The following is a 21340-nucleotide window of genomic DNA, read 5'->3' on the forward strand; positions in this document are numbered from 1 at the left end:
CCAGACGGAATGGAAATGGTAATGCCAGGAGATCACATCGACATGAACGTTGAACTAATCACTCCAGTTGCAATGGATGAAGGATTAAGATTCGCAATCAGAGAAGGTGGAAGAACAGTAGGTTCAGGAGTTGTTACTTCAATAATCGAGTAATTTAAACTTAGAATTTAATTGTTTTATATAAAATAGAGTTTAGGAGACGTCCTAAACTCTATTTTTTTTGTTTAATAAAACCATAAAAGGGAATAATTAATAAAAGAAAAAGGTTTCAAAAATTAATTTGCAAAAAGAAAATAAAAAAACTTGAAATTTAATAGAAATACATTTAGAATATAAAAAGCGAGTTAATTCTAGTAATAAAAACCGAAAAATAAATTACGTAAATGCTTGATATTATACTACAAAGATAGTATAATAAAATAGTTGTGTAGCATACGGCGATGAATCAAGAGGTTGCCGGACTTCCGGGTAATTCTTGAGGAGTAAGTTAGGATCTCGAATCCGACGACAGGGATTTTATATTCTTTCTTAGGTTTAGGATACACCAGGAACAGTTTATAGAAGAACCGCTGTTGTGCGTTAGAAGTAAAGCGTACATGAAAAGGAGGGAAACCAAGATGTCAAAACAAAAAATAAGAATCAGATTAAAAGCATTTGATCACACTATATTAGATCAATCTGCTGAAAAAATCGTTGAAACTGCAAAGACAACAGGAGCTAAAGTAGTAGGTCCAGTACCACTACCAACTGAAAAAGATGTTGTTACTATATTAAGAGCAGTTCACAAATATAAGGACTCTAGAGAGCAATTTGAAATAAGAACTCACAAGAGACTTATAGATATCGTTAATCCATCACCAAAAACTGTTGATGCATTAATGAGATTAAATCTACCAGCTGGAGTAGATATAGAAATTAAGCTTTAATAGCTAAATTTTAAATAAAAAAGACATTGAACTATTACGATTGCAAAGCAATCCGCTACTAGTTTGGGAGGTGTAAATACATGAAAAAAGCTATATTAGGTAAAAAAGTAGGAATGACTCAAATATTCGATGAGAATGGAAAAGTTGTACCTGTAACAGTTGTAGAAGCTGGTCCATGTGTTGTTGTTCAAAAGAAAACTGTTGAAACAGACGGTTATGATGCAATACAAGTAGGTTATGGAGACATAAGAGAAAAATTAGTTAACAAACCTAGAAAAGGACAATTCGACAAAGCAGGAGTTTCATTAAAAAGAACTCTTAAAGAATTAAGATTAGAAAATGCTAGCGAATTCGAAGTTGGTCAAGAGATCAAAGCAGATGTATTTGCTGCAGGAGATAAGGTAGACGTATCAGGAGTTTCTAAAGGTAAGGGATTCCAAGGTACAATCAAAAGACATAACGCTCAAAGAGGACCAATGTCACACGGTTCTAAATTCCATAGAGCGCCAGGTTCAATGGGAGCTGCTTCAGACCCATCAAGAACTTTCAAAAACAAAAAGTTACCAGGACACATGGGTGCTAAAAACACTACAGTAGAAAACTTAGAAGTAGTTAAAGTAATAGCTGAGAAAAACTTAATACTAATCAAGGGTGGTATCCCTGGTGCTAACAGAAGCACAGTAGTAATAAGAAACGCAGTTAAGGCTTAATTTCTAAAGGAAAGGAGGAAGCAGGATGCCTACAGTAGGATTATTTAATAAAGAAGGAAAAAACATTGGAGATTTTTCATTAAACGAAAATGTTTTTGGAGTTGAAATAAACGAAAGTGCACTACACCAAGTAGTAGTAGCATTATTAGCTAACAAGAGACAAGGAACTCAATCAGCTAAAACAAGAGCTGAAGTTAGAGGAGGCGGAATCAAGCCTTGGAGACAAAAAGGAACTGGTAGAGCAAGACAAGGTTCTATAAGAGCTCCACAATGGATTAAGGGTGGTGTTGTATTTGCACCAAAACCAAGAGATTACAGAATGGCTATACCAAAGAGCATGAAAAGAGTTGCTATGAAATCAGCATTAACTAGTAAAGTTCAAGCTGGTGAATTCGTAGTAGTTGAAGATTTAGCTTTCGATTCAATCAAAACTAAATCAGTAGTTAACATGCTTAAAGAAATGGAAGCTAAGAAAACTCTTATCGTTACAGCTGAGTCAAACGAAGTAGTTTACAAATCAGCTAGAAACATCGAAGGAGTTGCAGTAATACCTGCAAACAACATCAACGTTTATGACTTACTTAAGTACAAAAAAGTAGTTATGACTAAAGATGCTGTACAAAAAATTGAGGAGGTGTACGCATAATGAATTTATCAAGCCACGATATAATTAGAAAACCTGTTATAACTGAAAAGAGTATGGCAGCTATGGCTGAAAATAAGTACACTTTTATAGTTCACACAAGTGCTAACAAATCTCAAATAAAGAGAGCAGTAGAAGAAGTTTTCAACGTAAAAGTTGCTGAAGTAAAAACTATCAACACACTTGGAAAAACTAAGAGAATGGGCGTGCATGTTGGTAAGAGAGCAGACCAAAAGAAAGCTATCGTTACTTTACAAGAAGGAAGCTCAATCGAATTCTTCGAAGGAATGCAATAGTAAAAGTGAAGTATTGGTGCTAGGCACCAGATAAGCTTTAAGAAGGAGGGAAATCAAAATGGCAGTTAAAACATTTAGACCTACTACACCATCAAGAAGAAACATGACAATGCCTACATTTGATGAAATAACAACAAATGTACCTGAGAAATCATTAGTAGTTTCTTTAAAGAAAACTGGTGGTAGAAATGCACAAGGTAAAATAACTGTAAGACACCACGGTGGTGGAGCAAAAAGAAAATACAGATTAATAGATTTCAAAAGAAATAAGGATGGTATCGAAGCAAAAGTTGCTACAGTAGAATACGATCCAAACAGATCAGCATACATCGCTTTAGTTGTATACGCTGATGGAGACAAAAGATACATCATCGCACCTAACGGATTAAAAGTTGGAGACGTTGTTGTTTCAGGACCAGAATCAGATATCAAGCCAGGTAACGCGTTACCATTAGCTAATATCCCAGTTGGTACTTTTGTCCACAACATAGAATTACAAGCTGGAAAAGGAGCTCAATTAGTAAGAGCTGCTGGTGGATCAGCACAATTAATGGCTAAAGAAGGTAGATACGCTACTTTAAGATTACCTTCAGGCGAAACTAGATACGTTAGAATAGAATGTAGAGCTACTATAGGTACTGTTTCAAACACTACTAACGATATCGTTAAAATAGGTAAAGCTGGTAGAAAGAGACACTTAGGTTGGAGACCAACTGTAAGAGGATCTGTTATGAACCCTTGCGATCACCCTCACGGTGGTGGAGAAGGTAAATCACCAGTAGGTAGACCAAGTCCAATGACTCCATGGGGTAAACCTGCACTTGGATACAAAACTAGAAAGAATAAAAAATATTCAGATAAATTCATCATTAAGAGAAGAAATAGCAAGTAGTTTGAAGAGAATTCCCATTCTCTTCATGGCTAGAAGCCTAAGTATATGAAGGGAGGCAAACTATAATGAGTAGATCAATCAAAAAAGGACCTTTTGTTCACGCTGGACTTTTAAAGAAAATCGAAGAAATGAACGCTAATGGGGAACACAAAGTTGTTAAGACTTGGTCAAGAACTTCAACAATTTTCCCACAAATGATTGGACACACAATCGCTGTTCATGATGGAAGAAAGCACGTTCCAGTTTATATCAGTGAAGATATGGTTGGACATAAGTTAGGAGAATTCTCACTAACAAGAACTTATAGAGGACATGATGATAAATCATCAAAAAGAAAGTAATTGCCTAGAAAGGAGGAGCATAAATGGAAGCTAGAGCTATAGCTAAGTATGTTAGAATGTCTCCAGTTAAAGTAGGAGTTGTTCTTAATTTAATAAAAAATAAAAATGTTAAAGAAGCTTTTGCTATCTTACAATACACTCCAAGAGAAGCAGCTGTTGAAATAAACAAAGTTTTAAAATCAGCTGTTGCTAATGCAGAAAACAATAACGGTTTAGATGCAGATAGATTATATGTATCAGAAGCATTCGTAGGTCAAGGTCCAATCCTTAAGAGATTCAGACCAATGGATCACGGTAAAGCATTCAGAATTAACAAAAAAACAAGCCACATAACAATAGTTGTTAAAGAAAGAGCTTAGAAAGAAGGAGGGAAACGAAGTGGGTCAAAAAGTACATCCTCACGGACTTAGAGTAGGTGTTATCAAAGATTGGGATGCAAAATGGTATGCTAACAAAAAAGATTTTGCTGATAACTTAATCGAAGATAACCAAATAAGAGAATTCGTTAAAAAAGAACTTTTCTCAGCAGGAATCTCAAGAATCGAAATCGAAAGAGCTGCTAAGAGAGTAAAATTAAACATACACACAGCTAAACCAGGTGTAGTAATCGGAAAAGGTGGATCAGGAATAGAAGCCTTAAAGAAGAAATTAGCTGGATTCGTAGGTGGAAAACATTTAATAATCAACATAGTTGAAGTTAAAAATGTTGAAACTAACGCTCAATTAATGGCTGAAAACATAGCTGCACAATTAGAAAAGAGAATATCTTTTAGAAGAGCTATGAAGCAAACTATACAAAGAGCTATGAGACAAGGAGTTAAAGGTGTTAAAACTGCTTGTTCAGGAAGATTAGGTGGAGCTGAGATCGCAAGAACTGAGCAATACAATGAAGGAACAATTCCACTACAAACTATAAGAGCTGACATCGATTATGGATTTGCAGAAGCAGATACAACATACGGAAAAATCGGAGTTAAAGTTTGGGTTTACAACGGAGAGGTTCTTCCAACTAAAAAAGTTGAGAAAGAAGCAACAGCTAACGCATAGGAAAGGAGGAATAAGTCATGTTAATGCCTAAAAGAGTTAAGCATCGTAAGGTACAACGTGGTAGAATGAAAGGTAAAGCTACAAGAGGTAATTTCCTAGCTTATGGAGATTTCGGTATTCAAGCTACAACTTGTGGATGGATCACAAGTAACCAAATAGAGTCTGCCAGAATTGCTATAAATAGATATATTAAAAGAGGAGGAAAACTTTGGATAAAGATTTTCCCAGATAAGCCTGTTACAGAAAAACCAGCTGAAACTAGAATGGGTTCAGGTAAAGGTTCACCAGAATACTGGGTAGCAGTAGTTAAGCCAGGTAGAGTTCTTTTTGAACTATCAGGCGTAAGTGAAGAAGTTGCAAGAGAAGCTATGAGACTTGCATCACACAAACTTCCTGTAAAGACTAAGTTCGTTACAAGAAGAGATTTTGAGGAAATGGGTGGTGAAGAATAATGAAGGCTAGAGAACTAAAAGAATTAAGAAATAGCAATCCTCAAGATTTAAAAGCTAAATTAGGAGAATTAAAGGCTGAATTATTCAACTTAAGATTCCAATTAGCTACTGGACAATTAGAAAATCCAATGAGAATCAGAGAAGTGAAAAAATCTATAGCCCAAATAAAAACCATCTTAAGACAAGAAGAGTTAAGAGCGGTTGAACAGTAATCCTGGAAGGAGGTTTCTTTAATGGAAAGAGGACTAAGAAAGAAAAGAGTTGGTAGAGTCGTTTCAGATAAAATGGATAAAACTATTGTAGTTGCTATCGAAACTAAAGTTAGACATCCACTTTATGGAAAAACTGTTAACAGAACTACTAAATTCAAAGCTCATGATGAAAATAATGAAGCTGGAATTAATGATAGAGTATTAATAATGGAAACAAGACCAATATCTAAAGATAAGAGATGGAGACTTGTTGAAATAGTAGAAAAAGCTAAATAATATTGCTTAAGACCGAAAGGAGGGTAATTTTCAATGATACAACAACAAACTAGATTAAAAGTTGCTGACAACTCAGGTGCTAAAGAAATTATGTGCATAAGAGTATTAGGCGGTTCTAAAAGAAAGTACGGTAACATTGGAGACATTATAGTTGCTAGCGTTAAAAGTGCAACACCAGGCGGAGTTGTTAAAAAAGGCGAAGTTGTTAAGGCAGTTATAGTAAGATCAGTAAAAGGAATAAGAAGAGCAGATGGATCATATGTAAGATTCGATGAAAATGCTGCTGTTATAATAAAAGACGATAAGCAACCAAGAGGAACACGTATCTTCGGTTCAGTTGCTAGGGAGCTAAGAGATAAAGAGTTCAACAAAATCTTATCATTAGCACCTGAAGTTCTATAAGAGGAGGTGTCCAATTCATGAGAATGCACGTTAAAAAGAATGATACAGTTTTAGTTATATCTGGTAAAGATAAAGGGAAAACTGGTGAAGTTTTAAAAGTATATCCAAAAACTGGTAAAGTGCTAGTTCAAGGAGTTAACATAGTTAAGAAGCACCAAAAAGCTAATAGAACACAAGCTGAAAGTGCAATAATCGAAAGAGAAGCTGCTATAAACGGCTCAAAAGTAATGTTATTCTGCACAAAATGCAAAAACGCTACAAGAATTAGTAATAAAATCTTAGAAGATGGTACTAAAGTAAGAGTTTGCAAGAAGTGCGGAGAAACATTCTAAGAATTCTGAAAGGAGGGAATCGATATGACAAGACTTCAAGATAGATATGAAAAAGAAATAATACCTGCAATGATGGAGAAGTTTGGTTATGAAAACATCATGCAAGTACCAAGACTTGAGAAAATAGTAATCAACATGGGAGTTGGTGAAGCTAGAGAAAACCAAAAGGTTTTAGAATCAGCTGTAAGCGACTTAACAATAATATCAGGACAAAAGCCTATATTAACAAGAGCTAAGAAATCAGTTGCTAACTTTAAAATAAGAGAAAACATGGCATTAGGATGTAAAGTTACATTAAGAAAAGCAAACATGTATGAGTTTGCTGACAAGTTAATGTCAATTGCTTTACCAAGAGTTAGAGACTTCAGAGGAGTTTCAAGTAAGTCATTTGACGGAAGAGGAAACTACTCAATGGGAGTTAAAGAGCAATTAATATTCCCTGAAATAGAATATGATAAGATAGATAAAGTTAGAGGAATGGATATCATCTTCGTAACAACAGCTAATACTGACGAAGAAGCAAGAGAATTATTAAAATTCCTTGGAATGCCATTCGCTCAATAATAAGGAGGGAAAAAGATGGCACGTAAAGCGATAATAGAAAAGTGGAGTAAAGAACCAAAATACAAAACTAGAGCTTATACTAGATGTAGAGTATGTGGTAGACCACACTCAGTTTTAAAGAAATTCGGTATATGCCGTATCTGCTTCAGAGAACTTGCATACAAAGGCCAAATCCCTGGATGCAAAAAGGCAAGCTGGTAATACTGAACACATAGTGAAAGGAGGCATATTAAATGGTTATGACAGATCCAATAGCAGATTTACTAACTCGTATCAGAAATGCTAATGCAGTTAGACACGAGGTAGTAGAGGTACCTTCATCAAGCGTGAAGAAGACTATTGCAAATATATTATTACAAGAAGGTTACATCAAGGAAATTGATGAATACAATGACGGAGTTGTACCAATGTTAAGATTATCTCTTAAATACGGTGCTAACAACGAAAAAGTAATCACTGGATTAAAGAGAATATCTAAACCAGGATTAAGAGTTTACTGTAAGAAGGACGAAACTCCAAGAGTACTTAACGGACTTGGAATCGCTGTAATATCAACTTCAAGAGGAATCATGGTTGATAGAGAAGCTAGAAAGAACGGCGTAGGTGGAGAAGTTCTTTGCTACGTTTGGTAGTATTAAATTTAAGAAATTAACTAAGATTATATAGATTGTATAGAACAATACAGGAGGTGCAATTATGTCAAGAGTAGGTAGATTACCAATAGCTATCCCTGCTGGCGTAACTGTTACTGTAGCAGAAGATAACACTGTTACTGTAAAAGGGCCAAAAGGCGAGCTAGTGCAAGCTATGAACGCAGACATGACTATAAAGGTTGAAAACAACGAAGTTGTTGTTACTAGACCAAGTGACGTTAAAGAGCACAGAGCTCTTCACGGATTAACAAGAGCACTTATAAACAACATGATCACAGGAGTAGAGAAAGGATACGCAAAAACTCTTATCCTAAATGGTGTTGGTTATAGAGCTCAAAAGCAAGGAAATAAACTTGTAATGAACCTTGGATACTCACATCCAGTTGAAATAAAAGCAATCGAAGGCGTTGAATTCGAAATTCCAGAAGCTACTAAAGTTATAGTTAAAGGAATTGACAAGCAAAAAGTTGGAGAAGCTGCTGCACAGATCAGATCATGGAGAAAACCAGAGCCATACAAAGGTAAAGGTATAAGATACGAAAACGAAGTGATCAGACGTAAAGAAGGTAAAACTGGTAAGTAATAGATAGGAAAGGAGTGAGCTTTATGTTCAAGAAGGCAGACAGAAAAGCTAAAAGAGAAAGACGTCACCTTAGAGTACGTAAAAAAGTTGTTGGTACTCCTGAAAGACCAAGACTTTCAGTATATAGAAGCGAAAAGAATATATACGCACAAATCATAGATGATGTAAATGCTGTAACAATAGTTGCTGCTTCAAGCTTAGAAAAAGATTTTGCTGCTAAAGGCGGAAACAAAGAAGGCGCTAAGTTAGTAGGAGAAGCCGTTGCAAAGAAAGCTATAGAAAAAGGATTATCAGAAGTTGTTTTTGATAGAGGTGGATACGTGTACCACGGAAGAGTTCAATCTTTAGCTGACGGAGCAAGAGAAGCTGGATTAAAATTCTAATAAGAGGAGGGAAATCAATGAGAATCGATCCTAGTACACTAGACCTTAAAGAAAAGGTTGTTAACATAAATAGAGTTACTAAGGTTGTTAAAGGTGGTAGAAACTTCAGATTTGCTGCATTAGTAGTAGTTGGAGACGAAAACGGACACGTTGGTGTTGGAATGGGAAAATCTATCGAAATACCTGAAGCAATCAAAAAAGGAATAGAAGACGCTAAGAAAAATTTAGTAAATGTTTCTATCGTAGGAACTACAGTTCCTCATGAAATCCATGGAAAATTCGGAACTGGTGATGTATTAATAATGCCAGCTAAAGAAGGTACAGGAGTTATCGCTGGAGGTCCAGCGAGAATCGTACTTGAATTAGCAGGATTAAAAGACGTAAGAGCTAAATCATTAGGTTCAAACAACAAAATCAACATGGTTAAATCAACTATCAACGGATTAGCTAACTTAAGAACAGCTGAAGATATAGCTGCATTAAGAGGAAAATCTGTTGAAGAAATATTAGGTTAGGAGGGAACTTGCAATGGCAAAAGTTAGATTAACATTAGTTAAAAGCTTAATCGGTAGAAAAAAAGATCATATCGCTACTGCAAACGCTCTTGGACTTAAAAAAATAAGAAAAACAGTAGAACATGAGGTAACTCCTCAAATACAAGGTATGATAAATAAAATCGACTACTTACTAAAAGTAGAAGAAATATAACATAGAGGAGGTGCACTAGATATGAAACTACATGAATTAAAACCTGTAGCAGGAAGCAGAAAAGCTCCTAAAAGAGTTGGAAGAGGAACTGGTTCAGGATTAGGAAGAAACGCTGGTAAAGGTGAAAAAGGACAAAACGCTAGATCAGGCGGTGGAGTTAGACCCGGATTTGAAGGGGGTCAAATGCCTTTATACAGAAGATTACCTAAAAGAGGATTCACTAACATATTCGCTAAGAAGATTGTTAGCATAAACGTAGACAGATTAAATGTATTTGAAAATGGTACAGAAGTAACTCCAGAGTTATTACTTGAAAGAAGAGTAGTATCAAAAGTTATGGATGGAGTAAAAATCCTTGGAAACGGAAACTTAGAAAAGAGTTTAACAGTAAAAGGTGTTAAATTCTCAAAGTCTGCTATCGAAAAAATCGAAGCAGCTGGAGGAAAAGCTGAGGTGATTTAAGAATGCTGTCAACCCTACGTAATGCCTGGAAGGTTCCAGAGTTAAGAAGTAAGTTTTATTGGACATTGTTCTTAGTAGCTATCTTCAGGATGGGAAGTCATATTCCTGTTCCTGGGGTAAGTGCTGACTTTTTAAAAGGACTTACTCAGTCTGGAAGTCTAATGGGATTCTATGATTTAATATCAGGTGGAGCCTTTAGTAGATTTAGTATTTTTGCACTAGGTGTTATGCCATATATTAATGCATCGATCATCACTCAATTGCTTACTATCGCAATTCCATCTTTAGAACAACTTTCTAAAGAAGGTGAAGACGGTAGAAAGAAAATTCAAAACGCAACAAGATATTTATCTATTGTGATTTCAGTTATCTTAGCAGTTGGTATGTACTTCACGATTTCAAGAAGTGGTGCAACAGCAGGATTAACTACTGCCAAAATGTTGGTTGTTATAACATCTTTAGTAGTAGGATCTACATTCTGTATGTGGCTAGGAGATCAAATCACTGTTAAGGGATTCGGAAATGGTGTATCAATATTGATCTTCATAAATATTATTTCTAGATTACCAATGACAATAAGAGACTTAGCACTCTTAGAAGACACAGGAAAAATAAGTATTGTTGAAATAGTACTATTTATAGTATTTGCTTTAGCAGTGCTTACAGGAGTTATTTATTTCTCGCTTGCGGAGAGAAGAGTACCAGTACAATATGCTGGTAAAGCTGTAGGAAACAAGATGATGAAGGGACAATCAACTCATATCCCACTAAGTATAGTAGGATCTGCAGTTATCGCAATAATTTTTGCAATGTCTGTATTAGGTTTCCCTAGAACAATAGCTAATTTCTTCCCGAACCACGAGTGGGCAATATGGGTTACAAGCAGTCCATGGAGTATATTTAATGATAAAACATGGATGTATCCAGTAGTGTACGCAGTACTTACGATATTCTTTACTTGGTTCTACACACAAGTAACGTTCAAACCAGATGAAATGGCTGAGAACTTACACAAATCTGCTGGAGTTATTCCAGGAGTTAGACCTGGAGAACCAACAGAAAGATTTTTTGAAAAACTTCTAAATAGAGTATCTTTTATAGGTGGGATATTCGCTGCTTTCTTAGCAGTATCACCAATACTAGTTGCTCAGTATACTTCATTTGAAGGAATACAATTTGGAGGAACATCATTACTAATCGTTGTAAGTGTCGCTTTAGACTTTACAAGACGTTTAGAATCACAAATGGTAATGAGACACTACAAAGGATTTCTTAAATAAAAATAAATAGTGGAGATGATGAGCCCGTGAAGATTATTTTATTAGGCCCTCCTGGAGCAGGTAAGGGAACACAGGCAAAATCAATTAGTAATAGATATTCAATACCTCATATTTCAACTGGAGATATTTTCAGAAAGAACATTTCTGGAAATACACCTCTTGGAATAGAGGCAAAGAGTTATATGGATAATGGGCAATTAGTTCCAGATGAAGTTACTATTAACATGGTAAAAGATAGACTTCAAGAAGATGACTGTAAAAACGGATACCTTTTAGATGGTTTCCCAAGAACAGTAGCTCAAGCAGAAGCTTTAGATGCTTTCTTAAAAGAAAGAAACGAAAACTTAGATACAGCTTTATGTATTGAAGTTCCAAGCGATTTCATTCTTGAAAGAATGACAGGTAGAAGAGTTTGCCCAGCATGTGGAGCAAGTTATCATATAAAATTCAACCCACCAAAGGTTGAAGGAAAATGCGATCTTTGCGGAAGCGAAATCGTACAAAGAAAAGATGATACAGCAGAGACTGTTGGTGAGAGACTTGAAGTTTATAAAACACAAACTCAACCACTAATTGATTTTTATAGAGAAAAGAATTTACTTTCAACTGTTGACGGTACTAGAGCTATCAACGAAGTATTCGAAAGTATCTGCGAAATCTTAGGAGACAAATAATAGATGATTATAATTAAAAATCATTTAGAAATTGACTCTATGAGAAGAGCAGGACGATTAGTTGGAGAAACTCTTAATCTAATCGAAACTAAAATCAGACCTGGTATAACTACTAAAGAATTGGACAGAATAGCAGAAGAATTTATAACTAAGCATGGAGCAAAACCTTCATTTAAGGGATTGTACGGCTTTCCTTCTTCTCTATGTATTTCTGTGAATAATGAAGTAGTACATGGAATACCAGGAAATTACATCTTAAAAGAAGGTGACATAGTCAGTATTGATTGTGGAGCTTATCTTGAAGGATTCCATGGAGATGCTGCTAGGACTTTTCCTGTAGGTAAAGTATCCGAAGGAGCAAAAAAGTTAATAGATGTTACAAGAGATTCCTTTTTTGCAGGTTTAAAACAAGCAAAAATAGGGAATAACTTATCAGATATATCACATGAAATACAAAGATACGCTGAGGAGAATGGTTTCTCGGTTGTAAGGAGTTTTGTAGGACACGGGATAGGCAGAGATCTACATGAAGATCCTGAGATACCTAATTTCGGTAAACCAGGTAAAGGTCCAAAGCTTACTGAGGGTATGGTATTAGCAGTAGAGCCGATGATTAATGCCGGATCCCACAAAGTTAGGACGCTTAGAGATAAGTGGACAGTTGTAACAAGTGATGGTAGTTTATCTGCTCATTACGAAAATACAATTGCAATTTTACCAGATGGTCCCGAAGTTTTAACACTAGTAAGATAGTGAAAAAGTGTTGCTTAGTTATAAATTTATAAAATTAGATTTATTTCTAAGATAATCATCGAGGTGAAAAATTTGCAAAACAATGACTTGATTGGGAAGGTAGTACTTTCTTTAGCTGGTAGAGACAAAGATCATTTATACGTAGTAGTAGGTACTTTGGATAAAGATTATGTGTTACTATCTGATGGAAATACAAAAACTATTTCAAAACCGAAGAAAAAAAGAATTAAGCATTTAAGTCTTTTAGAAAGTATAAATGAAGATTTGATTAACTCAATCAGAGTAAATAAGAAAGATGCTGACTTAAAAATTAAGAGATTTTTAAAATTAAGAGGCATTGTTAAGGAGGGTTGATTACCTTATGTCAAAAGATGATGTTATAGAAATGCAAGGTGTGGTACTAGAATCCTTACCTAATGCAAACTTCCAAGTTGAACTTGAAAGTGGTCACGTAATTCTAGCACATATATCAGGAAAATTAAGAATGAACTTCATAAGAATTCTGCCTGGAGATAAAGTTACAGTTGAGCTTTCTCCATATGATCTAACAAGAGGTAGAATTACATGGAGAGCAAAATAATTAGATAACAAAGTTATCATAACTTACAAGGAGGGTTAGCGATGAAAGTAAGACCATCAGTTAAGCCTATTTGCGAAAAGTGCAAAGTAATTAAAAGAAAAGGAAGAGTAATGGTTATCTGTGAAAATCCTAAGCACAAGCAAAAACAAGGCTAATATAAATTAATATTAGACAAAAAATACAATTTAGGTATTTAAAAAATGTTGACTTTTATGCGAAAGTCAAATATCATTATATAGGCATTAATTAAAATAATTAGATTTTAGGGCGGCTGCAATAGAGATGTAAAATCTCTGTTGACCTGAAATTTTATTATATATATTTTTTTTTAGATTATTAATATATAATAATTTTTTACAAGGCATTTCAATTACCAGGAGGTGTAAATTTTAATGGCAAGAATAGCAGGTATTGACCTACCAAGAGAAAAAAGAGTAGAAGTAGGCTTAACTTACATTTATGGAATCGGGTTATCTACTTCACATAAGATATTATCAGCTACAGGTATAAATCCAGACACAAGAGTTAAGGATTTAACTGAAGACGAAGTAAACTCATTAAGAAATTACATTAAAGAGCTTACTATCGAAGGTGATTTAAGAAGAGAAGTTGCTCTTAACATCAAAAGATTAATGGAAATCGGATGTTACAGAGGAATTAGACATAGAAAAGGTCTTCCAGTAAGAGGACAAAAAACTAAGACTAATGCGAGAACAAGAAAAGGTCCTAAAAAGACTATCGCAAATAAGAAGAAATAATTAAGGAGGGAAGGCAATGGCAAAGGTTAAAAAAACTAGAAGAAGAAAAGAAAGAAAAAACGTTGAGCATGGTGCTGCACACATCAAATCAACATTCAACAACTCAATAGTTACTTTAACAGACGCTCAAGGTAACGCGTTATCATGGTCAAGTGCTGGAGCTCTAGGTTTCAGAGGATCAAGAAAGAGTACTCCATTCGCAGCTCAAATGGCAGCTGAAACAGCAGCTAAAGGAGCTATGGAACACGGATTAAAGAGCATAGAAGTTTACGTTAAAGGACCAGGTTCAGGAAGAGAAGCAGCTATAAGATCATTACAAGCTGCAGGTTTAGAAGTAACATTAATAAAAGATGTTACTCCAATCCCACACAACGGATGTAGACCACCAAAAAGAAGAAGAGTCTAGTCTATTCAAACAGGAGGTGTAATTAATGGCAAGATATACTGGAGCTACATGTAGATTATGTAGAAGAGAAGGTATGAAACTATTCCTAAAAGGGGATAGATGTTATACAGATAAATGTGCTTTTGTTAGAAGAAGCTACGCACCAGGACAACACGGAGCAGCGAGAAAGAAGCTATCTGAGTATGGTGTTCAATTAAGAGAAAAGCAAAAAGCAAGAAGAATATATGGAGTGTTAGAAGGCCAATTCAGAAGTTACTACGAGAAGGCTGATAACATGAAAGGTATCACTGGGGAAAACTTACTACAATTATTAGAGCAAAGACTTGATAACGTAGTATACAGACTAGGATACGGAGCTTCAAGAAAAGAAGCAAGACAATTAGTTAATCACGGACATTTCTTAGTAAATGGTAAGAAAGTTGATATTCCATCATACAAAGTATCAGCTAACGACGTAATAACTGTTGCTGAGAAGAGCAGAGCAAGCGAAAAGTTCAAAACTTTCGTTGAAAATCCAAAGACTTTACCAAAATGGTTAGAAGCTAACGTTGAAAACTACGAAGGCAAAGTAGTTGCTTTACCAACAAGAGAAGACATTGACGTTCCTGTTAATGAAACTCTTATCGTTGAGTTATACAGCAAATAATTGTAATATTTGTTAGGGGATAGTAATTCTATAACAAATATGGAATCAGTTGCCCTCAAAAAGGTTGCCATTTTAAAATAAAGGAGGGTTCGTATGTTAGAAATCGAAAAGCCAATAATTGAATGTATAGAGTCAAATGAAGACGGTACTTATGGTAAGTATACGGTTGAGCCACTTGAAAGAGGATATGGTATTACATTAGGAAATGCCCTAAGAAGAATATTATTATCTTCTTTACCAGGTGCTGCTGTAACATCAGTGAAAATTGATGGTGTATTACATGAGTTCTCAACTATACAAGGAGTTAAAGAAGATGTTACAGAAATTATTCTTAACATTAAAGCTTTAGCTTTAAGAATGAATGGTGAAGGTCCTAAAACTATATATATAGATGCAAAAGGACCAGGTGTTGTAACAGGCGCTGATATAAAGACTGACGGAGATGTTGAAGTTGTTAATAAGGATTTACATATTGCAACTTTAGATACAGATGGAAGACTTTATATGGAGCTTACTGTAAATAGAGGTAGAGGATATGTTACTCAAAATAAAAATAAGAGCGACGATCTACCAATATCAGCAATCGCTGTTGATTCTATATACACACCAGTAAAAAGAGTTAATTATAAAGTAGAAAATACTAGAGTCGGTCAAATTACTGACTATGATAAATTAACTTTAGAAATTTGGACAGATGGTACTATTAAGATTGATGAAGCTATCAGCTTATCAGCAAAAATCTTAATAGAACATTTCAAATTATTTATGTCATTAACTGACAACACAAACGATGTTGAGATAATGATAGAAAAAGAAGAAGATAAAAAGGAAAAAGTACTAGAGATGACTGTTGAAGAGCTTGATCTTTCAGTAAGATCATATAACTGCTTAAAAAGAGCAGGAATCAACACAGTTCAAGAACTTGCTAACAGATCAATGGACGACATGATGAAAGTAAGAAATCTAGGAAAGAAATCCTTAGAAGAAGTTGAAAAGAAACTTAAAGAGTTAGGTTTAAGCTTAAAACTAGGCGACGAGTAAGGAGGTAAATCCATGGCAGTTAATCGTAAGTTAGGTCTTCCTTCAGATCAAAGAAGAGCTATGCTTAGAGGACTAGTAACTAGCTTCTTAAAGCATGGTAAGATCGAAACAACTGTAACAAGAGCTAAAGAAACAAGAAGTTTAGCAGAAAAAATGATCACTCTTGCTAAAAGAGGAGATCTTCACGCTAGAAGACAAGTTTTAGCTTTTGTACAAGAGGAAGCAGTAGTAAAACATTTATTTGATAATATAGCTCCAAAATACACTGAGAGAAACGGTGGTTATACAAGAATGTATAAAGTTGGTCCAAGAAGAGGGGACGGAGCAGAAATGGTTATACTTGAATTAGTATAATTGTTTTATGAAGGGTATTAAGTATTCGTACTTAATACCCTTTTTTCATAGATATAATTTAGAATTATATCCATTTAATAGTTAGTTTTAAGACTATATCGCAAAATAAGCCCAAAATGTAAGAAAAGATGTATTACTTTTAGTAACACATCTTTATTTTTGTATAAAAGAAAGAATTTTATGTAGAATAAATATTTACAATAGCTAACCTTTTGTGGTAAATTTCAAAATAAGGCTTAGGAATTAGTTAGAATATTAGAAGCTAGATATATATTTAACATTGAAAATAGGCTTATATAAGATATAATAGTATTGGTACACTGTATATACAGTATTTTAGGATTTTCTTAATCTTTAAATAGTGTATATAAAAATATCGATTAGTTTTTTAGTTAAAATTTATATGATAAGTTTCAGGTCATATAGAGATAGGTATGGTGGTAATATAAATGAGTAATGAAATGATAAGATGTGAGAATGTATCATTTAAGTATACTTCACATGAAGATGGAGAGATTAAATATGCTTTAAAAGACATTAACCTTTCAGTAAAAAGGGGAGAGTTTCTTGTAGTACTTGGTCATAATGGATCTGGTAAATCTACTGTAGCAAAGCATATGAATGCCCTTTTAATTCCTAGTGACGGAAATGTCTATGTAGATGAATTAAATACTAGGGACGAAGATAATGTTTGGGATATAAGGTCAAAAGCTGGAATGGTATTTCAAAACCCAGATAACCAAATGGTAGCAACTATTGTTGAAGATGATGTAGCATTTGGACCTGAGAATTTAGGTGTTGATCCTATAGAAATAAGAAAAAGGGTTGATGAAAGTTTAGAGAAGGTCGGCATGAGTGAATATAAAAGACATGCACCACATCTTCTTTCAGGTGGACAAAAACAAAGAGTTGCTATAGCTGGTATTTTAGCTATGCAGCCTGACTGTATAATATTAGATGAACCTACAGCTATGCTTGACCCTTCAGGAAGAAAAGAAGTAATAAAAAATATAAAAGAGATAAATAAAGAGTATGGAATTTCTATTGTTTTAATTACTCACTATATGGATGAAGCAGCTGAAGCTGATAGAATTGTTGTAGTAGATGACGGCAGAGCTATAATGGAAGGAACTCCAAAGAAGATTTTTTCAAATGTTTTAAAGATGAAAGAAATAGGGTTAGATGTTCCTCAAGTTACAGAGTTATCTTATGAATTAAATAAAGCTGGTATTTCTATAGATAGAGAAATTATAAATGTAGATGAGATGGTGGATGCGTTATGTCAATTAAAATAGAAGATTTAAGACACGTCTATATGCAAAATGGTCCTTTTGAAAAGGTAGCTTTAGATGATGTTAATTTAAATATAAATGATGGTGAATTTATTGCATTAATAGGTCATACAGGGTCTGGTAAATCAACTCTTATACAACATATGAATGGTCTTTTAGAAGCTACTTCTGGAAAGATTATAGTTGATGGTGTTGATATAACTTTAAAAGGGTCAAAGCTTATTGATGTTAGAAAAAAAGTTGGATTAGTGTTTCAATATCCTGAGTATCAGCTTTTTGAAGAAACTATCGAAAAAGATATAGAATATGGTCCTAGAAATTTAGGGATAGATGATGAAGAAATAACTAAAAGGGTTAAAAAGTCTATGGAAATGGTAGGGTTAGATTACGAAACTTATAGACATAAATCACCTTTTGATTTAAGTGGAGGACAAAAAAGAAGGGTAGCTATAGCTGGAGTTATCGCTATGGAGCCTAAAACTTTGATTTTAGATGAGCCTACAGCGGGATTAGACCCTAAAGGAAGAGATGATATCTTAAATCAAATAAAATTACTTCACGAAAAATATAACATGACTATAATCTTAGTAAGTCACAGCATGGAAGACGTTGCTAAGATTGCAAAGAGAGTAATAGTTATGAATAAAGGAAAAGTAGTGTTAGAAGGAAGCCCTAGAGAGGTTTTTAGAGAGGTTGAAACCTTAGAAGAGATAGGACTTGGGGTTCCGCAGGTTACGTACCTTATAAGAGCCCTTAGAGCTAAAGGAATAGATATAAGAGAAGATATTTATACAATAGAAGAGGCTAGAAAAGAATTAATTAAAATATTTGGAAAGAGTTCTGTTTAGGGGGGATAGTTAAGATGATGAAAGATATAACTATAGGACAATATATTCCTGGTAATTCATTTGTTCATAAGCTAGACCCAAGAACTAAAATACTTATATCATTATTATTTATAGTTTCTTTATTTATAATGGATAAGTTTTTTGGATATATTTTAGTAGTTGCTTTTTTAGCAGCAGTAATTGCAGATTCAAAAGTTCCTGCAAGATTTATTTTAAAAGGTTTAAAACCTATAATATTTTTAGTAGTTTTAACCTCTATAATCAATATATTTATGATAAAAGGTACACCAGACACTTTATTATTCCACTTTGGTTTTATAAATATATATGTTGAAGGTGTAAGAACAGCTGCATTTATGGCACTAAGACTTATATTCTTAGTAGTAGGTACATCACTTCTTACATTAACAACATCACCTATAGAACTTACAGACGGTATAGAAGCGCTTTTAAGACCTATTGGTAGAGAACTTGCACACGAACTTGCTATGATGATGACGATAGCTTTAAGATTCATTCCAACACTTATGGATGAAACAGATAAGATTATGAAAGCACAAAAAGCAAGAGGTGCAGATTTTGAAACAGGAAATATAATACAAAAGGCTAAAAGTTTAATACCTTTATTAGTTCCTCTATTTATAAGCTCATTTAGAAGAGCTGATGAACTTGCTATAGCTATGGAAGCTAGATGCTATAGAGGTGGAGCTGGTAGAACTAGAATGAAGAAATTACAGTTTACAAAAAGAGATGCAACAGCTTGGGCTATTTTTGCAGTGTTATTTGTAGCTAGTATATTAATTAGAATTTTATAAAAAGATTTGAAGATAATAGCAATAGGTTAAATTAACTTTTAATCTATTGCTAGATTTTTGTTTGAAAGATTATAAAAATATGCGTTTAAGGATATAATTATAAATATCGCTAAACGCTCTTATTTTAGGCTTGAAGAGGGGATAATTTTGAAAAATATTAAATTAACAATAGAATACGATGGAAGTAATTATGCTGGGTGGCAAAGGCAAAACAATCACTTAACTATTCAAGAGTGCGTTGAAAATGCTATAGAAAAAATAGTGAAAGAAAAAGTATCTATAACAGGAAGCTCTAGAACTGATGCAGGAGTGCATGCAAAAGGAATGGTAGCAAACTTTAAAACAGATAGCAGTGTGCCTCCAGAACGCTTTAGAGAGGCTATAAATACTAAACTACCTGATGATATAGCTATAATCAAATCAGAAGAGGTTCCTTTAGATTTCCACGCCCGTTACAGTAGTAAAGGAAAAACTTATTGTTATACTATAATAAACAGATACGAAAAGGTAGCTATATTTAGAAACTACTCTTGTCACGTAAGAGATAAGCTTAATTTTAGCGATATGGAAGAAGCTTGCAAAGATTTTATAGGGAAACACGATTTTAAGGCTTTTAAAACATCAGGAAGTTCTGTAAAAACAAGTATTAGAACTATTAGTGATCTTCATTTAGAAAAGGATGGAGAAATTATAAAATTATACATAACAGCTGATGGATTTCTTTATAATATGGTTAGAATTATTGCTGGAACTTTAATAGACGTAGGCCTTGGAAAAATAAAAAAAGAAGATATAAAAAGTATTATAAATCTAGGAAAACGTGAAGATGCAGGCTTTTGTGCACCATCTACAGGATTAGTTTTAGAAAAAGTCTATTATTAGCGAAAAAAGTGACTAAAATTTGTTGACACGCCCGTAAGCGTGTATTATAATAATTAATGTTTGTTAGAATATTTATGTAGATTAGACTTTTAAAAGTCGTAACATAAATGCGGTAGTTAAGCTTTAAGTAAAGCGAATGAATTATCTAGGGAGGTAAAGAGATGAAATCATACATTGCAAAAGCACAAGAAGTTGAAAGAAAATGGTATGTTGTTGACGCTGCTGGAAAGCCTCTAGGAAGAGTTGCTAGCCAAGTTGCTTCAATATTAAGAGGAAAAAATAAACCAACATTTACACCAAATGTTGACTGCGGAGATTTCGTAGTAGTTATCAATGCAGAGAAAGTTGTTTTAACTGGTAAGAAGTTAGATCAAAAAATGTTAAGAAAGCACAGCGGATACGCAGGTGGACTAAAAGAAACTCCATACAGAGAAGTTTTAGCTAAAAAACCTGAATTTGCATTCGAAGAAGCAGTAAGAAGAATGTTACCAAGTGGTGTTTTAGGAAGAAAAATGTTAAAGAAATTAAAAGTATACAGAGGAACTGAGCACAACCACGAAGCTCAAAATCCAGAAGTACTTGAATTAAAGTACTAGTATACAATTCTTGGGAGGAGTAAGTAAAATGGCAAAAGTTCAATACATGGGAACTGGTAGAAGAAAAAAATCAGTTGCAAGAGTTAGATTAGTACCTGGAAACGGGCAAGTAATCATAAATAAAAGAGATTCTGAAAATTATTTCGGATTAGAAACTTTAAGAGTTATACTTAACCAACCTTTAGTTTTAACAGAAACTAAAGATAAGTTTGACGTTTTAGTAAATGTTCACGGTGGAGGATTCACAGGTCAAGCAGGAGCTATCAGACACGGAATCGCTAGAGCATTAGTTAAATCAGACGAGGCATTAAAGCCTGAGTTAAAAAAAGCTGGATTCTTAACTAGAGACTCAAGAATGGTTGAAAGAAAGAAATACGGTAAAAAGAAAGCAAGAAAATCACCACAATTCTCAAAAAGATAATTGTCTGGATTTACTTATTTTCAGAAAAAGAAGAGCAGTATGTTACTGTTCTTCTTTTTTTTGTACCTTTTAACTTTAGGTAGAATAATATTTTTTGAGTATATGGTAAAAT

Annotated in this window: 38 protein-coding genes and 1 pseudogene; all 39 read left to right on the forward strand. The window is 34.0% G+C overall.

Translation table 11 applies throughout. The features are described from left to right. Window positions 1-153: pseudogene (gene tuf, locus M4I33_RS07140) on the forward strand (elongation factor Tu); the annotation flags it as partial. 464 nt (window positions 154-617) lie between these two features. After that, a complete protein-coding gene (gene rpsJ, locus M4I33_RS07145; RefSeq protein WP_008426564.1) occupies window positions 618-926 on the forward strand; it encodes a 30S ribosomal protein S10 in 309 nt (102 codons plus the stop codon). Window positions 927-1006: 80 nt separating this feature from the next. Continuing rightward, complete coding sequence (gene rplC, locus M4I33_RS07150) at window positions 1007-1636, forward strand: 50S ribosomal protein L3 (protein WP_257916166.1); 630 nt, start codon at window positions 1007-1009, stop codon at window positions 1634-1636. Window positions 1637-1661: 25 nt separating this feature from the next. After that, the gene (rplD, locus tag M4I33_RS07155; protein ID WP_257916167.1) at window positions 1662-2282 is read left to right on the forward strand and encodes a 50S ribosomal protein L4; all 621 of its coding nucleotides are present in this window, start codon (window positions 1662-1664) and stop codon (window positions 2280-2282) included. Continuing rightward, window positions 2282-2575: a 50S ribosomal protein L23 gene (gene rplW / locus M4I33_RS07160; RefSeq protein WP_194191661.1), complete on the forward strand. Its 294-nt coding sequence runs from the start codon at window positions 2282-2284 to the stop codon at window positions 2573-2575. Before rplD ends, rplW begins: the two co-directional genes overlap by 1 nt. A gap of 58 nt (window positions 2576-2633) precedes the next feature. Continuing rightward, window positions 2634-3467: a 50S ribosomal protein L2 gene (gene rplB / locus M4I33_RS07165; RefSeq protein WP_257916168.1), complete on the forward strand. Its 834-nt coding sequence runs from the start codon at window positions 2634-2636 to the stop codon at window positions 3465-3467. Between the two features lie 65 nt (window positions 3468-3532). Further along, entirely contained in the window at window positions 3533-3808 is a 276-nt protein-coding gene (rpsS, locus tag M4I33_RS07170; protein ID WP_194191663.1) for a 30S ribosomal protein S19, read from the forward strand. 23 nt (window positions 3809-3831) lie between these two features. Continuing rightward, entirely contained in the window at window positions 3832-4167 is a 336-nt protein-coding gene (gene rplV / locus M4I33_RS07175; RefSeq protein WP_194191664.1) for a 50S ribosomal protein L22, read from the forward strand. Between the two features lie 19 nt (window positions 4168-4186). After that, window positions 4187-4855, forward strand: a complete 669-nt coding sequence (gene rpsC / locus M4I33_RS07180; RefSeq protein ID WP_257916169.1) for a 30S ribosomal protein S3 — start codon at window positions 4187-4189, stop codon at window positions 4853-4855. A 17-nt stretch (window positions 4856-4872) separates the two neighbouring features. After that, complete coding sequence (gene rplP, locus M4I33_RS07185; RefSeq protein ID WP_194191666.1) at window positions 4873-5307, forward strand: 50S ribosomal protein L16; 435 nt, start codon at window positions 4873-4875, stop codon at window positions 5305-5307. Then, the gene (rpmC, locus tag M4I33_RS07190) at window positions 5307-5519 is read left to right on the forward strand and encodes a 50S ribosomal protein L29 (RefSeq protein ID WP_194191667.1); all 213 of its coding nucleotides are present in this window, start codon (window positions 5307-5309) and stop codon (window positions 5517-5519) included. Before rplP ends, rpmC begins: the two co-directional genes overlap by 1 nt. A 21-nt stretch (window positions 5520-5540) precedes the next feature. Beyond that, the gene (gene rpsQ, locus M4I33_RS07195; RefSeq protein WP_194191668.1) at window positions 5541-5795 is read left to right on the forward strand and encodes a 30S ribosomal protein S17; all 255 of its coding nucleotides are present in this window, start codon (window positions 5541-5543) and stop codon (window positions 5793-5795) included. A 33-nt stretch (window positions 5796-5828) separates the two neighbouring features. Continuing rightward, window positions 5829-6197 carry a 50S ribosomal protein L14 gene (rplN, locus tag M4I33_RS07200; RefSeq protein WP_194191669.1) on the forward strand — a complete coding sequence of 123 codons (369 nt, stop codon included), beginning with the start codon at window positions 5829-5831 and terminating at the stop codon, window positions 6195-6197. A gap of 17 nt (window positions 6198-6214) precedes the next feature. After that, window positions 6215-6529, forward strand: a complete 315-nt coding sequence (rplX, locus tag M4I33_RS07205) for a 50S ribosomal protein L24 (RefSeq protein WP_194191670.1) — start codon at window positions 6215-6217, stop codon at window positions 6527-6529. A gap of 24 nt (window positions 6530-6553) precedes the next feature. Further along, window positions 6554-7093: a 50S ribosomal protein L5 gene (rplE, locus tag M4I33_RS07210; RefSeq protein ID WP_194191671.1), complete on the forward strand. Its 540-nt coding sequence runs from the start codon at window positions 6554-6556 to the stop codon at window positions 7091-7093. A gap of 15 nt (window positions 7094-7108) precedes the next feature. Next, window positions 7109-7294 carry a type Z 30S ribosomal protein S14 gene (locus tag M4I33_RS07215; protein ID WP_194191672.1) on the forward strand — a complete coding sequence of 62 codons (186 nt, stop codon included), beginning with the start codon at window positions 7109-7111 and terminating at the stop codon, window positions 7292-7294. Between the two features lie 32 nt (window positions 7295-7326). After that, window positions 7327-7725 (forward strand): 30S ribosomal protein S8, encoded by a 399-nt coding sequence (gene rpsH / locus M4I33_RS07220; RefSeq protein ID WP_194191673.1) that lies wholly within the window; start codon window positions 7327-7329, stop codon window positions 7723-7725. A gap of 64 nt (window positions 7726-7789) precedes the next feature. Beyond that, window positions 7790-8329, forward strand: a complete 540-nt coding sequence (rplF, locus tag M4I33_RS07225; protein WP_257916170.1) for a 50S ribosomal protein L6 — start codon at window positions 7790-7792, stop codon at window positions 8327-8329. A 23-nt stretch (window positions 8330-8352) separates the two neighbouring features. Beyond that, on the forward strand, window positions 8353-8712 hold the full coding sequence (gene rplR, locus M4I33_RS07230) for a 50S ribosomal protein L18 (protein WP_194191675.1): 360 nt from the start codon (window positions 8353-8355) through the stop codon (window positions 8710-8712). A gap of 17 nt (window positions 8713-8729) precedes the next feature. Then, window positions 8730-9227 carry a 30S ribosomal protein S5 gene (gene rpsE / locus M4I33_RS07235; protein WP_194191676.1) on the forward strand — a complete coding sequence of 166 codons (498 nt, stop codon included), beginning with the start codon at window positions 8730-8732 and terminating at the stop codon, window positions 9225-9227. Between the two features lie 13 nt (window positions 9228-9240). Further along, complete coding sequence (gene rpmD, locus M4I33_RS07240; RefSeq protein WP_194191677.1) at window positions 9241-9420, forward strand: 50S ribosomal protein L30; 180 nt, start codon at window positions 9241-9243, stop codon at window positions 9418-9420. Window positions 9421-9441: 21 nt separating this feature from the next. After that, window positions 9442-9882 (forward strand): 50S ribosomal protein L15, encoded by a 441-nt coding sequence (gene rplO / locus M4I33_RS07245; RefSeq protein WP_194191678.1) that lies wholly within the window; start codon window positions 9442-9444, stop codon window positions 9880-9882. Window positions 9883-9884: 2 nt separating this feature from the next. Further along, window positions 9885-11162 (forward strand): preprotein translocase subunit SecY, encoded by a 1278-nt coding sequence (secY, locus tag M4I33_RS07250; protein WP_257916171.1) that lies wholly within the window; start codon window positions 9885-9887, stop codon window positions 11160-11162. 26 nt (window positions 11163-11188) lie between these two features. After that, window positions 11189-11836, forward strand: a complete 648-nt coding sequence (locus tag M4I33_RS07255; RefSeq protein ID WP_194191680.1) for an adenylate kinase — start codon at window positions 11189-11191, stop codon at window positions 11834-11836. A gap of 3 nt (window positions 11837-11839) precedes the next feature. Then, window positions 11840-12589, forward strand: a complete 750-nt coding sequence (gene map / locus M4I33_RS07260) for a type I methionyl aminopeptidase (protein WP_257916172.1) — start codon at window positions 11840-11842, stop codon at window positions 12587-12589. A 72-nt stretch (window positions 12590-12661) separates the two neighbouring features. Continuing rightward, window positions 12662-12943 (forward strand): KOW domain-containing RNA-binding protein, encoded by a 282-nt coding sequence (locus M4I33_RS07265; RefSeq protein ID WP_257916173.1) that lies wholly within the window; start codon window positions 12662-12664, stop codon window positions 12941-12943. A gap of 7 nt (window positions 12944-12950) precedes the next feature. Beyond that, window positions 12951-13169, forward strand: coding sequence for a translation initiation factor IF-1 (infA, locus tag M4I33_RS07270; protein WP_194191683.1), 219 nt, complete (start codon window positions 12951-12953; stop codon window positions 13167-13169). 41 nt (window positions 13170-13210) lie between these two features. After that, on the forward strand, window positions 13211-13324 hold the full coding sequence (rpmJ, locus tag M4I33_RS07275; RefSeq protein WP_003373491.1) for a 50S ribosomal protein L36: 114 nt from the start codon (window positions 13211-13213) through the stop codon (window positions 13322-13324). A 237-nt stretch (window positions 13325-13561) separates the two neighbouring features. Then, the gene (gene rpsM / locus M4I33_RS07280; protein WP_194191684.1) at window positions 13562-13927 is read left to right on the forward strand and encodes a 30S ribosomal protein S13; all 366 of its coding nucleotides are present in this window, start codon (window positions 13562-13564) and stop codon (window positions 13925-13927) included. 16 nt (window positions 13928-13943) lie between these two features. After that, complete coding sequence (gene rpsK / locus M4I33_RS07285; RefSeq protein ID WP_194191685.1) at window positions 13944-14333, forward strand: 30S ribosomal protein S11; 390 nt, start codon at window positions 13944-13946, stop codon at window positions 14331-14333. 25 nt (window positions 14334-14358) lie between these two features. Next, window positions 14359-14979 (forward strand): 30S ribosomal protein S4, encoded by a 621-nt coding sequence (gene rpsD / locus M4I33_RS07290; RefSeq protein ID WP_194191686.1) that lies wholly within the window; start codon window positions 14359-14361, stop codon window positions 14977-14979. A gap of 93 nt (window positions 14980-15072) precedes the next feature. Further along, complete coding sequence (locus M4I33_RS07295; RefSeq protein ID WP_194191687.1) at window positions 15073-16020, forward strand: DNA-directed RNA polymerase subunit alpha; 948 nt, start codon at window positions 15073-15075, stop codon at window positions 16018-16020. A 12-nt stretch (window positions 16021-16032) separates the two neighbouring features. Then, on the forward strand, window positions 16033-16374 hold the full coding sequence (gene rplQ / locus M4I33_RS07300; RefSeq protein ID WP_194191688.1) for a 50S ribosomal protein L17: 342 nt from the start codon (window positions 16033-16035) through the stop codon (window positions 16372-16374). 449 nt (window positions 16375-16823) lie between these two features. Further along, on the forward strand, window positions 16824-17669 hold the full coding sequence (locus M4I33_RS07305; RefSeq protein ID WP_257916174.1) for an energy-coupling factor transporter ATPase: 846 nt from the start codon (window positions 16824-16826) through the stop codon (window positions 17667-17669). Beyond that, complete coding sequence (locus M4I33_RS07310; protein ID WP_257916175.1) at window positions 17654-18514, forward strand: energy-coupling factor transporter ATPase; 861 nt, start codon at window positions 17654-17656, stop codon at window positions 18512-18514. The genes M4I33_RS07305 and M4I33_RS07310 overlap by 16 nt, the downstream gene beginning before the upstream one ends. A gap of 14 nt (window positions 18515-18528) precedes the next feature. Beyond that, entirely contained in the window at window positions 18529-19329 is an 801-nt protein-coding gene (locus M4I33_RS07315) for an energy-coupling factor transporter transmembrane protein EcfT (protein WP_257916176.1), read from the forward strand. A 147-nt stretch (window positions 19330-19476) separates the two neighbouring features. Further along, complete coding sequence (truA, locus tag M4I33_RS07320; protein ID WP_257916177.1) at window positions 19477-20211, forward strand: tRNA pseudouridine(38-40) synthase TruA; 735 nt, start codon at window positions 19477-19479, stop codon at window positions 20209-20211. A 161-nt stretch (window positions 20212-20372) separates the two neighbouring features. Continuing rightward, window positions 20373-20807: a 50S ribosomal protein L13 gene (gene rplM, locus M4I33_RS07325; RefSeq protein ID WP_194191693.1), complete on the forward strand. Its 435-nt coding sequence runs from the start codon at window positions 20373-20375 to the stop codon at window positions 20805-20807. A gap of 28 nt (window positions 20808-20835) precedes the next feature. Then, window positions 20836-21228: a 30S ribosomal protein S9 gene (gene rpsI / locus M4I33_RS07330; RefSeq protein WP_194191694.1), complete on the forward strand. Its 393-nt coding sequence runs from the start codon at window positions 20836-20838 to the stop codon at window positions 21226-21228. Window positions 21229-21340: the final 112 nt, after the last annotated feature.

It is taken from the genome of Clostridium sp. LY3-2 (assembly GCF_024705715.1).
GTDB lineage: Bacteria > Bacillota > Clostridia > Clostridiales > Clostridiaceae > Clostridium.

Bases quoted from the DNA above. Each gene is read 5' to 3' on its own strand.
- M4I33_RS07215 (WP_194191672.1), top strand. From the start codon at position 7,109: ATGGCACGTAAAGCGATAATAGAAAAGTGGAGTAAAGAACCAAAATAC.
- rpsE (WP_194191676.1), top strand. From the start codon at position 8,730: ATGAGAATCGATCCTAGTACACTAGACCTTAAAGAAAAGGTTGTTAAC.
- rplX (WP_194191670.1), top strand. From the start codon at position 6,215: ATGAGAATGCACGTTAAAAAGAATGATACAGTTTTAGTTATATCTGGT.
- rplD (WP_257916167.1), top strand. From the start codon at position 1,662: ATGCCTACAGTAGGATTATTTAATAAAGAAGGAAAAAACATTGGAGAT.
- M4I33_RS07315 (WP_257916176.1), top strand. From the start codon at position 18,529: ATGATGAAAGATATAACTATAGGACAATATATTCCTGGTAATTCATTT.
- rplB (WP_257916168.1), top strand. From the start codon at position 2,634: ATGGCAGTTAAAACATTTAGACCTACTACACCATCAAGAAGAAACATG.
- rplM (WP_194191693.1), top strand. From the start codon at position 20,373: ATGAAATCATACATTGCAAAAGCACAAGAAGTTGAAAGAAAATGGTAT.
- rplW (WP_194191661.1), top strand. From the start codon at position 2,282: ATGAATTTATCAAGCCACGATATAATTAGAAAACCTGTTATAACTGAA.
- rplP (WP_194191666.1), top strand. From the start codon at position 4,873: ATGTTAATGCCTAAAAGAGTTAAGCATCGTAAGGTACAACGTGGTAGA.
- rpsS (WP_194191663.1), top strand. From the start codon at position 3,533: ATGAGTAGATCAATCAAAAAAGGACCTTTTGTTCACGCTGGACTTTTA.
- rplE (WP_194191671.1), top strand. From the start codon at position 6,554: ATGACAAGACTTCAAGATAGATATGAAAAAGAAATAATACCTGCAATG.
- rplR (WP_194191675.1), top strand. From the start codon at position 8,353: ATGTTCAAGAAGGCAGACAGAAAAGCTAAAAGAGAAAGACGTCACCTT.
- rpsD (WP_194191686.1), top strand. From the start codon at position 14,359: ATGGCAAGATATACTGGAGCTACATGTAGATTATGTAGAAGAGAAGGT.
- rpsQ (WP_194191668.1), top strand. From the start codon at position 5,541: ATGGAAAGAGGACTAAGAAAGAAAAGAGTTGGTAGAGTCGTTTCAGAT.
- map (WP_257916172.1), top strand. From the start codon at position 11,840: ATGATTATAATTAAAAATCATTTAGAAATTGACTCTATGAGAAGAGCA.
- rpsJ (WP_008426564.1), top strand. From the start codon at position 618: ATGTCAAAACAAAAAATAAGAATCAGATTAAAAGCATTTGATCACACT.
- rplO (WP_194191678.1), top strand. From the start codon at position 9,442: ATGAAACTACATGAATTAAAACCTGTAGCAGGAAGCAGAAAAGCTCCT.
- rpsI (WP_194191694.1), top strand. From the start codon at position 20,836: ATGGCAAAAGTTCAATACATGGGAACTGGTAGAAGAAAAAAATCAGTT.
- M4I33_RS07295 (WP_194191687.1), top strand. From the start codon at position 15,073: ATGTTAGAAATCGAAAAGCCAATAATTGAATGTATAGAGTCAAATGAA.
- M4I33_RS07305 (WP_257916174.1), top strand. From the start codon at position 16,824: ATGAGTAATGAAATGATAAGATGTGAGAATGTATCATTTAAGTATACT.
- rpmD (WP_194191677.1), top strand. From the start codon at position 9,241: ATGGCAAAAGTTAGATTAACATTAGTTAAAAGCTTAATCGGTAGAAAA.
- rplN (WP_194191669.1), top strand. From the start codon at position 5,829: ATGATACAACAACAAACTAGATTAAAAGTTGCTGACAACTCAGGTGCT.
- rpmJ (WP_003373491.1), top strand. From the start codon at position 13,211: ATGAAAGTAAGACCATCAGTTAAGCCTATTTGCGAAAAGTGCAAAGTA.
- rplV (WP_194191664.1), top strand. From the start codon at position 3,832: ATGGAAGCTAGAGCTATAGCTAAGTATGTTAGAATGTCTCCAGTTAAA.
- rplQ (WP_194191688.1), top strand. From the start codon at position 16,033: ATGGCAGTTAATCGTAAGTTAGGTCTTCCTTCAGATCAAAGAAGAGCT.
- rpsM (WP_194191684.1), top strand. From the start codon at position 13,562: ATGGCAAGAATAGCAGGTATTGACCTACCAAGAGAAAAAAGAGTAGAA.
- secY (WP_257916171.1), top strand. From the start codon at position 9,885: ATGCTGTCAACCCTACGTAATGCCTGGAAGGTTCCAGAGTTAAGAAGT.
- M4I33_RS07310 (WP_257916175.1), top strand. From the start codon at position 17,654: ATGTCAATTAAAATAGAAGATTTAAGACACGTCTATATGCAAAATGGT.
- rpsH (WP_194191673.1), top strand. From the start codon at position 7,327: ATGGTTATGACAGATCCAATAGCAGATTTACTAACTCGTATCAGAAAT.
- rplF (WP_257916170.1), top strand. From the start codon at position 7,790: ATGTCAAGAGTAGGTAGATTACCAATAGCTATCCCTGCTGGCGTAACT.
- rplC (WP_257916166.1), top strand. From the start codon at position 1,007: ATGAAAAAAGCTATATTAGGTAAAAAAGTAGGAATGACTCAAATATTC.
- rpmC (WP_194191667.1), top strand. From the start codon at position 5,307: ATGAAGGCTAGAGAACTAAAAGAATTAAGAAATAGCAATCCTCAAGAT.
- rpsK (WP_194191685.1), top strand. From the start codon at position 13,944: ATGGCAAAGGTTAAAAAAACTAGAAGAAGAAAAGAAAGAAAAAACGTT.
- infA (WP_194191683.1), top strand. From the start codon at position 12,951: ATGTCAAAAGATGATGTTATAGAAATGCAAGGTGTGGTACTAGAATCC.